This window comes from Halobacterium sp. CBA1132 (assembly GCF_001485535.1).
Classification (GTDB): domain Archaea; phylum Halobacteriota; class Halobacteria; order Halobacteriales; family Halobacteriaceae; genus Halobacterium.
The window spans coordinates 1,884,663-1,896,404 of sequence record NZ_BCMZ01000001.1 but is presented as its reverse complement, the minus strand read 5'-3'; the positions used below and the strand labels follow the sequence as shown (position 1 = coordinate 1,896,404).

Below are 11,742 nucleotides of genomic sequence, written 5' to 3'. Positions count from 1 at the left end.
CTGTATGTCTGATGGCGGCTACGTTCCGGGGCTCTTCGTCGGGTCGACGTCGTCGGGCTCCTCGATGTCGCCGCGCTGGACGTCGCCGTCTTCGGTCTCGACGTAGACGTCGTCGGCGTAGCCGCCTTCGGCGTGCTCGAAGTCGGCCTCGTCGAGGCGCTCGGGGGTCGCGGGCGCGTCCTCGATGCCGCCCGCGGGACGGAACTCGCCGAGCGGGTCGTCGACGCTGATGCCGTGCGCGTCGAAGAACGCCTCGTAGCGCTCGTAGTGGTCGGTGAGTTCGTTCGGCGGGAACTCCAGCATCTCCGCCCAGCCGTGGTTGTAGAAGTCGAAGTTCGCGACGATGTGCGTGGTCTCGCGGGCCTCGGCCTCCGAGTAGCCGGCTTGGAGCGCGGCGAGGTACATATCCATCGTCGCGTCGAAGAAGTCTTCGAGGTGGGCCTCGCGCTCCTCCCGGTGGGCTTCGTCGGCCTTCCCCGAGAAGATGCGGACGTGCAGGTCGACCAGCCCCCGCTTCGCGACCGAGCGCACGCCGGGCAGCTCCAGCGCCTTCCGCGACGCGAAGTGCTTGACGTTCTGATGCAGTTTCACGTTCCCGGCTACGGACGCGTGCCTAAAGAACGTCCCGACGCGCCAGCGGCAGCGCTCCCCCACGGCGTGGAATCGACGGCCTGCGTCGTGTTCGCGCAACATTCTCGTCGCGCCGGAGAGATAGCAATCCACTTTAACCCTGAATGAGACAAGCCGTCTATGAGCGAGTCCTACGTGATAATCGGCGACGGCATCGCGGGTAGTTCCGCCGCCGAGGCCGTCCGCGAGGAGGCTCCCGACGCCGACGTCACCGTCGTCACAGACGAGGGCGAGGCCCTCTACAACCGCATTCTCATCAAGGAGTTCGCGAAGGGAAAACTCCCGGAAGCCCCCATCAGCATCCACGAGACGGACTGGTACGACGAGCGCGACATCGACCTCCAGTTGAACACGCTGGTCACCGGTGTCAATCCCGACGCCCACACCGTCGAGACCCACGAGGGCGACGAGATCAGCTACGACAAACTGCTGGTCGCGGCGGGTGGCACGCCCAACCAGCTCCCCGTGGAGAACTCCGACGCCGAGGGCGTCCACCACTTCTGGACGTTCCAGGACGCGCGCAAGATTCGCGAGCACGCTGACGAGGCCGACACCGGCGTGGTCGTCGGTGCGGGCCTGCTCGGCATCGACCTCGCGGCCATCTGCGGCGGGCAGGGCGTCGACGCGAAGTATCTGATGCGCGGCGACCGCTGGTGGCGGTACGCGCTCAGTTCGGAGGGCGCCGAAATCATCCACGACGGCCTCCGCGAGATCGGCGTCGAACCCGTCTTCGAGTCCGGCGCGGACCACTTCGAGGTCGACGACGGCGAGGTCGTCGCGACCGTCGACGGGAACGGCGAGCGCCACGAGTCGGACTTCGTCGGCGTCGCTATCGGTCTCGACTTCAACGTCGAAATCCTCCAAGACACCGAGGCGACCATCGACAACGGCGTCCACGTCGACGAGTACATGCGCACCGACGTCGAGGACGTCTACGCGGCCGGTGACATCACCCAGTACTGGGACACCATCATGGACGAGCGCGCGCAGAACGGCTCGTGGGGCTCCGCGAAACAGCAGGGCGCCCTCGCGGGGCGGACGATGCTCGCGGACGAAGGCCACGACGTCGACATCGAGCCGTTCCGCTGGGTGTCGTCGTACTCGATTACGCACTTCGACTTCCCGTTCCTCTCGTTTGGCTTCCCGACGATGGGCGACGAGTCCTGCGAGCGCAAGTACAGCGACACCGAGTGGCGCCGTCTCGCGTTCAAGAACGGGAAGCTCATCGGGGGCGTGCTCATCGGGAACCTCGCGCCGCAGTCGAAGTACAAGCAGCTCATCAAAGACGAGGCCGTCGTCGCCGACCAGCAGGACATCCTCCTCCAGGAGAACTTCGAAATCGACGAACTCGCGCTCGCCCAAGAACAGTAGCGCTCGCTCCTGTCTCTCGTTCTGCCGTTCGCTGACTGCGTAGTTCCACCAGCCGAGTCGCCAGTATGCTTATGTTCTTTCGTGGCATACGTTGTCACGGCACACGGTACTGCCGGTGAGCACATGAACCCGATTCTGGAAGCAACCGAGACCGCGCCGACGACCGTCGACGAGACGGTCCGCGACTACGACGAACTCCACGACCGAGCACAGGCCGCCCTCCCGGACGCCGTCGACGGCGACGGCGTGACAATCCCCGAGGAGGTCGCCGACGACCTCGCCGACGGCGAAGTCGTCCGCTTCACCGGCTACTATCGCCTCGACATCGCCCAGTAGCGCGGCCCGCGACCGAAGCCGTTTTTCCCGTTCGCGCCCCACGTCCGGCCATGAGCCAATCCGGCGGGAGCACGGACATGACCCTCGCGTTCGAGCTGTCCGCGCTCCAGGAACTCGCGAAACCCGGGACCGCGTTCGCGGGCGCGCGCCAGTGGACCGAGTACGTCGGCGTCGTCTCCGACGAACCCACGTACGTCGTCACCAACTTCACCCGCAAACGCCGCATCCGCCAGGACTTCTTCTCCGGCCCGAAGGGCCGCAAGGAGAGCCTCGAATCCGTCAAACGCCAGTTCGACACCGAACGCCACGTCTTCGTCGGCGTCGACGACGACGACCGCGCGCTCGCCGAGGAAGTCGGCTGGGAGTACCTCCCGCTGGAGGACGCTGCGGAGAAAGCCGACTGGGACCTCGCTAGCGAAACCGACGACGAACCCGAGGAAGAAGCCGAAGTCCGCGACGACTGGCCCTAAAGACGCACTTTTTGCGCTGCACGAGGCGCGGCGAAGCCGCGCCTCGTTCGGCAAAAACTTGCGGAAAAAGCACTCCTCCCTCACTTCGCGCCTGCGGCGCTCCGTTCGGTCGTCGGCCTCCGCTCCCTCGCTACACTCGGTCGCGGAGTGAACCGCTCGCCTCGGGCTCTTCGAGCCGCTCGGCTCACGGATGCTCTTCGACGTTTTACCGTCAGTTCACGTCCTTCCGCCGGAAGTACAGTTGACTGCCCGTAACGAGCAGCAGCGTCGCGGCCACGAGGATGGCGGCACCAGCCAGGTCGTAGGTGCCGTCGACGAGAATCGCGGTCGGGTCGAAGTACCGCATCGGCGCGACGGCGCCGGCCCACGCGTAGTCCGTGCTCGCGAGCAGCGATTCGAGCAGGAACAGCCCGAAGACGGTCGCCATCGCCGCTCGCTGGGCGATGCTCTCGCGGTCCGCGAGGACGCTGAACGCCAGCCCGATTGCCGCGCACGCGAACAGGTACGGGAGCGAGAGGAGGTGGACGACGACGAGTTCGACGGTCCCGATTGGGTAGCCGATGGCGCGCGTCGCCAGCCACGTCACCGCGGCGACCACGACGTTGATGAGGAGGACACCAGGGACGAGGGAGAGGAATCGCTCGGCGACGAGGCGGGCGCGGGAGACGGGCAGCGAGAGCAACACGTCCATGCGGCCGCTCTCGACGTCACTCGAAATCAGGGAAGCGGCGCTGTACGCGAGGTAGAGGCCGAGGAGGATGACCCACGCGAACTGATAGAGCTCGGTCGCGAGGAACCCCTCGATGGTGTTGAACGCGCGCAGGCCGAACGCCTCCACGAACACGGGCGGGAGCGCCTCGACGTACTCCTCGAGGTCGAGATTCCCGGTCAGCGACGGGAAGAACGCGGCGTACATCGCGCTGAACGCCGACAGGCCGACCGAGAGCGCGAGCGCGCCCTTCACGCGCTTGCGGGCGCCGTACGCAGCAATCTCAAGCACCGCCGTCACCCCCGTAGAAGTCGAGGAAGACGTCCTCGAGTGGCGCTTCCTCGACGTCGAGTTCCTGCAGCGGGTAGCGGTCGAGTTCGTCCACGAGCGCGTCCACGTCGCCCGTGAACGTGAACGAAATGCGTGTCGCGCCGTCTGCAGACCGGCGGGTGAAATCCGAGACGCCGGGTACGTCGAAAGCGCCCTCTGGGACGTCGCCGGCGACGCGAGCGCGAACGACCTTCCCGCTGCGGTCGAGCAGGGTTCCGACGTCCTCGACGGCGACGAGTTCGCCGTCGCGGAGCACGGCCACGCGGTCGCAGATGCGCCGCACCTCACTGAGGACGTGACTGGAGAACAGGACCGTGACGCCGCGCTCGCGCTCGTCGCGCACGAACTCGTTGAAGCGGTCCTGGAGCAGCGGGTCCAATCCCGACGTCGGTTCGTCGAGGACAACGACGTCCGGGTCGTGCATGAACGCCTGCACGATGCCGAGCTTCTGGACGTTCCCGGTGGAGTATTCGCGCACGGGGCGGTCCAGCGGCGGTTCGAACCGGTCGAGGAGGTCGGCGCGCCGAGAGCCGCCCTTCAGCGACTCGTGGAGGTCCAACACCTCGCGCCCGGTCGCCTGCTCGTCGAACTGGGGGTTGCTCGGGAGGAAGCCCGTGTCCGCGAGCGCGTCGAGGCGCTGGGATTCGACGGTCGTGTCGTGCCCGAGAATCGAGACGGTCCCCGAACTGGGTGCTTGCATTCCGAGGAGCGTGCGGAGGGTCGTCGTCTTGCCGGCGCCGTTCGGCCCGAGGAACCCGAACACTTCGCCGGCGTCAACCTCGAAGGAGACGTCGTCGACGGCGACGAGGTCCCCGTAGCGCTTGGTGAGGTCGCGGAGTTCGATGGCGGCCATAGCGGACAGACGGACACCCGCACAAAGAAGATTCGGCCCAAACGCACGCGATGCCGAACGACGCAGCCGGTAGCGGGTGGACTGAGCGAACGCCGCGCGTTCGCGAGGGTCGGCAGACGAACGTAGTGAGTCTTCCGGGACTGAAAGGGGCGGCGGAGTCGACGAAGGCGGCCGACGCAAGCACCGCAGGGAGCAAAGCGACCGAGGAGCACAGCGAGGCCCCCGAGTCGACCCCGCCGGGGCTTTCTGGACGTTCTGGTCGGCTTCGCATCCAGCGCGGACGACGGATATTGTTCTGGGCGGCGTTCGCGGGGCTTAACCGCTCGGCGAGTCAACACGGAGCTAATGACCGAGCCGCGCGTACCGGGCGCCGAGGACGACGACGCGTGGGTGGACCTCCCGTGCGGGGAGCAGGCTCACGTGAAGGACTTCGACTTGGGGATGCGGGAGTACGAGTGCTCGTGCGGGGAGACGCACGCGGTCGTGATGGACATGCATCCGCCGTCGCGGTTCGTGCCGGAGGACATCGTCGCGGTGTTGAAGGAGGCGGTGACGCCCGCGCCCGACGACGAGTTCGAGGAGTTCGGGACGGCACACTTGATGGGCGCAGTGATGGAGCAGCTCCCCGAGGACATCGTCGCCGTGGACGAGAGCGAGAACGGCAGCGTCGGCTACGCGCTGTTGTGGGTGACGGACCTCGAAGCGCGCGAACTCCACGAGGTCGTCGTCGAGTTGGTCGTCGAACTGATGGACCACGCGGTGAGCCACGCCGACGACAGCGGCACCGAGAGCGAGTTCGAGCAGCAGATGCAGGAGTTCGACGTCAGCGAGTTCGTGGACGCGTACCGCGCGCAACGGGACTTCGAGGACGAGTACGACACGCCCGCGTAAGTGTCGTCGTCGAAGTCCCAGCGGGAGTCCCGCGAGTAACGCGAGCGGGACGTTGGCGGACTCGTCCGCCAGAACTTCGAGGACGAGTACGACACGCCCGCGTGAGTGTCGTTCGGTGCGCCACCACGAGACTGATTTCTGCCGTGTGTGTCGCGTAGCGACGTTCAGTCGGCGGTGTCGTCACGCTCCACGAGAGCTTCGATTTTCGTAACTCTCCTTCGAACTTCTGTCCGTTCCGCGGGGCTTATTACGATGGGCGAACTCGTCACGAGTAGTAATGAGCGAGCACGACGAACGCACGATACTGCTCATCGGGAGCGGCCCCATTCAGATCGGACAAGCGGCTGAGTTCGACTACTCCGGCGCGCAGGCCTGCCGCGCGCTACAGGAGGAGGGGGTGCGAGTCGTGCTCGTCAACTCCAACCCCGCGACCATCATGACCGACCCCGAGATGGCCGACGCCGTCTACATCGAACCCATCACGACGGACGCTATCTCGGAGGTCATCGCCAAAGAGAATCCCGACGGCGTCATCGCCGGACTCGGCGGTCAGACCGGGCTGAACGTCACCGCGGAACTCGCCGAGGAGGGCGTCCTCGACGAGTACGACGTCGACATCATGGGGACGCCGCTGGACACGATTTACGCGACCGAGGACCGCGACCTGTTCCGCCAGCGCATGGAGAACCTCGGCGAACCCGTCCCGGCGTCGACGACCATCACGCTCGACGAGGGCGAGTCCGTCGAGCACTTCGACGAGGACGCGCTGCGCGAGCGCGTCGAGGCCGCCGCCGACGAGGTCGGCGGGCTGCCGGTCATCGCGCGCACGACGTACACGCTCGGCGGGAGCGGCTCCGGCGTCGTCGACGACATGGACGAACTCGTCGCTCGCGTCCGGAAGGGCCTGCGCCTCTCGCGGAACGACGAGGTGCTCGTCACCGAGTCCATCGAGGGCTGGGTCGAACTGGAGTACGAGGTGATGCGGGACGCCGACGACTCCTGTATCATCGTCTGCAACATGGAGAACATCGACCCGATGGGCATCCACACGGGCGAGTCCACCGTCGTCACGCCCAGCCAAATCATCCCCGACGACGGCCACCAGGCGATGCGCGACGTCGCGCTCGAAGTCATCCGCGACCTCGGGATTCAGGGCGGCTGTAACATCCAGTTCGCGTGGCGCGACGACGGCACGCCCGGCGGCGAGTACCGCGTCGTCGAGGTCAACCCCCGCGTCTCGCGCTCGTCGGCGCTGGCGTCGAAGGCGACCGGCTACCCCATCGCGCGGGTCACCGCGAAGGTCGCGCTCGGCAAGCGCCTCCACGAGATCGAGAACGAGATTACCGGCGAGACCACCGCCGCCTTCGAGCCCGCAATCGACTACGTCGTCACGAAGGTGCCGCGCTGGCCCAAGGACAAGTTCCCGGACGTGGACTTCGAACTCGGCACGGCGATGAAGTCCACTGGGGAGGCGATGGCCATCGGCCGGACGTTCGAGGAGAGCCTCCTGAAGGCGTTGCGCTCCTCGGAGTACGACCCCGACGTCGACTGGGGCGCAGTCGGCGACGACGAACTGGAGGCGGACTACCTGGAGACGCCGACACCCGACCGTCCGTACGCGGTGTTCGAGGCGTTCGACCGCGGCTACACCGTCGACGAAGTCCACGCCCTCACGAACTTCCGCGACTGGTATCTCCAGCGCTTCCAGAACGTCGCGGAAGCCGCAGAGGCTGCCAGCGAGGGCGACTTCACGACCGCCGCCACCGCCGGCTTCACGAACCACGAGATCTCGGCGCTGGCGGGCGGGGAGTTCGACGACGCGAACGCGTCGTGGCTGCCCGGCGCGACCGACGACGCCGAAGACGAACTCGCGCCCGACGGCGCCGGCGCGAGCGTCAACGAAGTCGAGGAGGCCGTCCCCGGCCGCTCGTACAAGCAGGTGGACACGTGCGCCGGCGAGTTCGCCGCACAGACGCCGTACTACTACTCGTCGCGGCGCCCCGAGTGGTTCAACGGCCCGCTCAAGGGCGACGCGGCCGCGGGCGAACTCCGCGTGAACACGGACGTCGACTCGGTGGTCGTCGTCGGCGGCGGCCCCATCCGCATCGGGCAGGGCGTAGAGTTCGACTACTGTTCGGTGCACGCGGTGCGCGCGCTCCGCGAGGAAGGCATCGAGGCCCACGTCGTGAACAACAACCCCGAGACCGTCTCGACTGACTACGACACCAGCGACGGCCTGTTCTTCGAGCCGATTACGGCCGAGGAGGTCGCCGACGTGGTCGAGGCGACCGACGCCGACGGCGTAATGGTGCAGTTCGGCGGGCAGACCTCCGTGAACGTCGCGGACCCGCTGGAGGCCGAGTTGGAGCGCCGTGACGGCGTGGACGCCGAGATTCTCGGGACGAGCGTGGACGCGATGGACCTCGCGGAGGACCGCGACCGGTTCAACGTGCTGATGGACGAACTCGGCATCAGCCAGCCCGACGGCGGCTCCGCGACCAGCGAGGAGGAGGCGCTCGACCTCGCGCACGACATCGGCTACCCCGTGCTCGTCCGCCCGAGCTACGTGCTCGGCGGGCGTGCGATGGACGTCGTCCACAGCGACGAGGAACTCAAACACTACATGGAGGAGGCCGTCCGCGTCAGCCCGGACAAACCCATCCTCGTCGACGAGTTCCTCGCCGACGCGGTCGAACTCGACGTCGACGCCGTCGCGGACGGCGAGGACGTCCTCATCGGCGGCGTGATGGAGCACGTCGAGACCGCGGGCGTCCACTCCGGCGACTCCGCGTGTACGATTCCGCCGCGCTCGCTCGACGAGGAGACGATGGGCCGCGTCCGCGAGGTCACCGAGGCCATCGCGACGGCGCTGGACACCGTGGGCCTGCTGAACGTCCAACTGGCGGTGCAGGACGGCGAGGTGTACGTGTTGGAAGCGAATCCGCGCTCCTCGCGCACGGTGCCGTTCGTCTCGAAGGCGACCGGCGTCCCGATTGCGAAGCTCGCTGCGAAGGTGATGGCCGACTTCTCGCTCTCGGACCTCGACGTCAGCGAGGGCGTCCCCGAGCAGTACAGCGTCAAAGAGGTCGTGTTGCCGTTCGACCGGCTGCCGGGCTCGGACCCGCGCCTCGGCCCGGAGATGAAGTCCACGGGCGAAGTGATGGGCACCGCCGGGAAGCCCGGGCTGGCGTACTGGAAGGCCCAGCGCGCCGCGGGCAACGACCCCGAAATCGGCGGCACCGCGGTCGTCGACCTCCCGGTCAGCGGCTTCGAGGAGTTCTTCGATGTCCAGCAGTTCGACGACCTCTCGGAGGCGATTCGCCGCGGCGACGTCGACTTCGTAATCTCCGACGAGCGCGACGCCCTCGAGACCGCCGTCGAGGAGGAAGTCCCGTACCTCTCGACGGTCGAGAGCGCGAAGGCGATGGTCGAGGGCGTCGCCCACCACGACGACGACCTCGACGTGCTGCCGGTCGGCGACCGCCCGATTCGCGACGAGCAGTGGGGCTAACTCACGCGACGGCGAGTACGGCGGCGCCAGCGACGGCGAACGCGGCGAGCGCGTACCACGGCTCGCGGCGGACGGTGCGGCCGGCGACGCTGCCGTAGCGCCGGAGGCCCAGCGCCGCCGCGACGAACACGACCGCGAGCCCGACGCCGAGGTCGGTGTAGTTTATCGCGTGGAGGTAGCTGGCGAACGCGCCGACGGCGGCGCCGAGCACGCCGGCGTGCCACTCGCGGAACGTGAACTCGTTCTCGGAGAGAACCGAATCCGACATTAGTTTCGACTTTTACGCTCGCGGATTTATACCTTCGGCTGGCGAATCACTCCTGTCAACGCTCCGCCCAAACGGCTTAGTGACCGCGTCGAAAAGCGACGGACAGCATGGCGCTGCCGACGTGGGCGACGCACGTGACCGTCGCGCTCAACATCCTGACGCTCGTTGCGACCACCGTCGCGTGTACGTTCGCGACCATCGCGGCGGTGGGGTTCCGCGGCACGGAGTGGGGGCGCGCGCTCGCGCCGCTCCCGGTGGTGTTCGCGGCGATGACGGTCTCGACGGGCGTGACGTTACACCCCGCGACGCCCGCCGACGGCGGCCAACCCGCGCTGGCGCTGTGGGCGATCGCAATCGTCGCCATCACGGTCTCGTGTTGGCGGTTCGTGACGCTGTTCACGGAACGACGGGTGGTCGGCCGGTGACGTGGCTCGCCAACGCGACCGCGTGGCTGATCTGGTTCGCGGAGGTCGCGGTGCTCGTGGTGCTGTGCGCGGGCTTTGCGTACCCCGTCGTGGCGTACTCGCGGAACGTCCTCTACCGGGAGGGCGTCCTGTTGCTCGTGGCGTCGCTGGGCTGTCTGATGGCCGGGTCGGTGCTGGAACTCCTCGTGGACGTCACCAGCGCCGGCGCGGTCGTCGAAGTGGCGGCGTACGCCGCGTACGCGGCCAGCGGACTGGTGAGCGTCGCGGCGACGTGGCGGTTCGCCCGCGAGTTCGTCGACATCGACCGCGACGGAATCGACGTCGAGACCGCCGAGTTCAGCGGAGGGTTCGAGCGTGACTCCTGAGTTGGACCGGCGGCTCGGTGACCTCGCGGCCGGCGATATCGCGTTCTGCGTGCAGTCCAGCGGCGAGCGAATCGTCGACGCGCTCCCCGAGTCCGCGTTCCGGAACCTGCTGTTGGTGACCACGGACGGGAACCTACGGAAACTCGAACGGAGCATCGAGGCGCGGGGCGGGGACCCGCAACGCGTCGGCGTCGTCCCCGTCGCGGGGACGGAGGTCGACTACGACGGGCCGTTGTGGGTGACCGACCGCGTCGCACCCGGCGACTTGACCGGCGTGAGCATCCAGTTCTCGAAGGCGTTCGAGCATGTCGAACCGGACGCCGGCTGGGTGGTCGTCGACGGTATCGGCGTGCTCTCGATGTACGTCGACGGCGAGCGGCTGTTCCGCCTGCTGGACACGCTCGTGACTGCGATACGCGCACGCAACGCTCGCGGTGTGTTGGCGACCGCTGACGGGGTGCTCGGCGAGCGCGCGATGACGCAGCTACGGGGGCTCGCCGACCAAGAACTGCGCTGGGATTAGTCGGCCGTGGCCGTCGTGGGGCTCGACGCCAGCGCGAGCACGTCGTCGAAGAAGTCGAGGCTGTCGTGGGGGCCGGGGTTGGCTTCGGGGTGGTACTGGCGCGTGATGACGTCCAGTTCCTCGGAGTCCAGTCCCTCCGGAGTGTCGTCGTTGACGTTGATCTGCGTGACTTCGAGGTCGCCGGGTTCGGCGACCGTGTAGCCGTGGTTCTGCGTGGTCATCACGACGCGCCCGGAGTCGTAGTCCAGCACGGGCTGGTTGACGCCGCGGTGGCCGAAGTCCATCTTCTCGGTGGAGCCGCCCATCGCGCGGGCGACGACCTGCTGGCCGAGACAGATGCCCGCGACCGGGAGGTCGCCGACGAACTCGGAGACGAGCGTCTCGGCGGCCTCGAAGTTCGCGGGGTCGCCGGGGCCGTTCGAGATGAACAGGACGTCCGGGTCGACGGCCGCCAGTTCCGCGGGCGTGGTGTCGTAGGGAAGGACGTGGACAGTCGCGCCGCGCTCGACGAGCGAGGAGACGATGGAGCCTTTCGCGCCGCAGTCGACGAGCGCGACGTCGACGTCGCCGTCACCGTGGACTTCGGGTTCGGAGACGCTGACTTGGCCGCCGATGTCCGTGATGTCGCTCATGTGCGGGCAGTCGTCCAGTTGCGCGCGGGCGTCCTCGGGGGTGGCGTCGGGGCCGGCGGCGATGCCGACTTTCATCGCGCCGCCCTCGCGGATGTCGAGGACGAGGTCGCGGGTGTCGAGGCCGTCGACGGCGGGGACGCCCTCCTCGGTGAGCCACTCGGCGACGTCGTCGGTGAGTTCGCGGGCGACGACGGCGCTGGGGTGGACGCGGTCCGACTCGAAGCGTTCCTCTCGGACGCCGTAGTTCCCGATGAGGGGGTACGCGAAGGTGAGCACTTGTGCCTCGTAGGACGGGTCTGTGAGGCTCTCCTCGTATCCGGTGTACGCGGTCGTGAACACGAGTTCGCCTCGCGCTTGCCCGGGTGCGCGGGCGTTGGCTTCCACCACGTCGCCGGTCTCTAACGCGAGGTAGGCGTCCGACATTACGA

At 67.7% G+C, this 11,742-nt stretch carries 13 protein-coding genes; 8 read left to right on the top strand and 5 right to left on the bottom strand.

What is annotated here, in order from left to right:
- Positions 1-18: 18 nt before the first annotated feature.
- Positions 19-591 carry a DUF6149 family protein gene (locus AVZ66_RS09915; RefSeq protein ID WP_058983922.1) on the bottom strand — a complete coding sequence of 191 codons (573 nt, stop codon included), beginning with the start codon at positions 589-591 and terminating at the stop codon, positions 19-21.
- A gap of 159 nt (positions 592-750) precedes the next feature.
- On the opposite strand from AVZ66_RS09915, the gene AVZ66_RS09910 reads away from it, so the two are divergent.
- From AVZ66_RS09910 to AVZ66_RS09900, 3 genes are all read left to right on the top strand, one after another.
- Positions 751-2,001, top strand: coding sequence for an NAD(P)/FAD-dependent oxidoreductase (locus AVZ66_RS09910; RefSeq protein WP_058983921.1), 1,251 nt, complete (start codon positions 751-753; stop codon positions 1,999-2,001).
- A 123-nt stretch (positions 2,002-2,124) separates the two neighbouring features.
- Entirely contained in the window at positions 2,125-2,337 is a 213-nt protein-coding gene (locus AVZ66_RS09905; protein ID WP_058983920.1) for a hypothetical protein, read from the top strand.
- Positions 2,338-2,387: 50 nt separating this feature from the next.
- Positions 2,388-2,807 carry a hypothetical protein gene (locus tag AVZ66_RS09900; protein WP_058983919.1) on the top strand — a complete coding sequence of 140 codons (420 nt, stop codon included), beginning with the start codon at positions 2,388-2,390 and terminating at the stop codon, positions 2,805-2,807.
- A 211-nt stretch (positions 2,808-3,018) separates the two neighbouring features.
- Here AVZ66_RS09900 and AVZ66_RS09895 read toward each other — a convergent pair whose 3' ends face one another.
- Entirely contained in the window at positions 3,019-3,807 is a 789-nt protein-coding gene (locus AVZ66_RS09895; RefSeq protein ID WP_058983918.1) for an ABC transporter permease subunit, read from the bottom strand.
- Entirely contained in the window at positions 3,800-4,699 is a 900-nt protein-coding gene (locus AVZ66_RS09890) for an ABC transporter ATP-binding protein (RefSeq protein WP_058983917.1), read from the bottom strand. The genes AVZ66_RS09895 and AVZ66_RS09890 overlap by 8 nt, the downstream gene beginning before the upstream one ends.
- Before the next feature lie 345 nt (positions 4,700-5,044).
- Between AVZ66_RS09890 and AVZ66_RS09885 the strand changes: the two genes are divergently transcribed.
- Both AVZ66_RS09885 and carB read left to right on the top strand, forming a co-directional pair.
- Positions 5,045-5,590, top strand: a complete 546-nt coding sequence (locus AVZ66_RS09885; RefSeq protein ID WP_058983916.1) for a DUF5815 family protein — start codon at positions 5,045-5,047, stop codon at positions 5,588-5,590.
- Between the two features lie 277 nt (positions 5,591-5,867).
- Entirely contained in the window at positions 5,868-9,101 is a 3,234-nt protein-coding gene (gene carB / locus AVZ66_RS09880; protein ID WP_058983915.1) for a carbamoyl-phosphate synthase large subunit, read from the top strand.
- 1 nt (position 9,102) lies between these two features.
- On the opposite strand, the gene AVZ66_RS09875 is transcribed toward carB, so the two are convergent.
- Positions 9,103-9,369: a hypothetical protein gene (locus AVZ66_RS09875; protein WP_058983914.1), complete on the bottom strand. Its 267-nt coding sequence runs from the start codon at positions 9,367-9,369 to the stop codon at positions 9,103-9,105.
- A gap of 107 nt (positions 9,370-9,476) precedes the next feature.
- On the opposite strand from AVZ66_RS09875, the gene AVZ66_RS09870 reads away from it, so the two are divergent.
- From AVZ66_RS09870 to AVZ66_RS09860, 3 genes are read left to right on the top strand one after another with little or no spacing between them, the layout of a single operon-like run.
- Positions 9,477-9,794 carry a hypothetical protein gene (locus AVZ66_RS09870; RefSeq protein WP_058983913.1) on the top strand — a complete coding sequence of 106 codons (318 nt, stop codon included), beginning with the start codon at positions 9,477-9,479 and terminating at the stop codon, positions 9,792-9,794.
- The gene (locus AVZ66_RS09865; RefSeq protein ID WP_058983912.1) at positions 9,791-10,159 is read left to right on the top strand and encodes a hypothetical protein; all 369 of its coding nucleotides are present in this window, start codon (positions 9,791-9,793) and stop codon (positions 10,157-10,159) included. Before AVZ66_RS09870 ends, AVZ66_RS09865 begins: the two co-directional genes overlap by 4 nt.
- Positions 10,149-10,682 (top strand): hypothetical protein, encoded by a 534-nt coding sequence (locus AVZ66_RS09860; RefSeq protein WP_157575643.1) that lies wholly within the window; start codon positions 10,149-10,151, stop codon positions 10,680-10,682. The genes AVZ66_RS09865 and AVZ66_RS09860 overlap by 11 nt, the downstream gene beginning before the upstream one ends.
- Here AVZ66_RS09860 and carA read toward each other — a convergent pair.
- Entirely contained in the window at positions 10,679-11,737 is a 1,059-nt protein-coding gene (carA, locus tag AVZ66_RS09855; protein ID WP_058983910.1) for a glutamine-hydrolyzing carbamoyl-phosphate synthase small subunit, read from the bottom strand. The two genes, AVZ66_RS09860 and carA, sit on opposite strands and share 4 nt — an antisense overlap.
- Positions 11,738-11,742 lie beyond the last annotated feature (5 nt).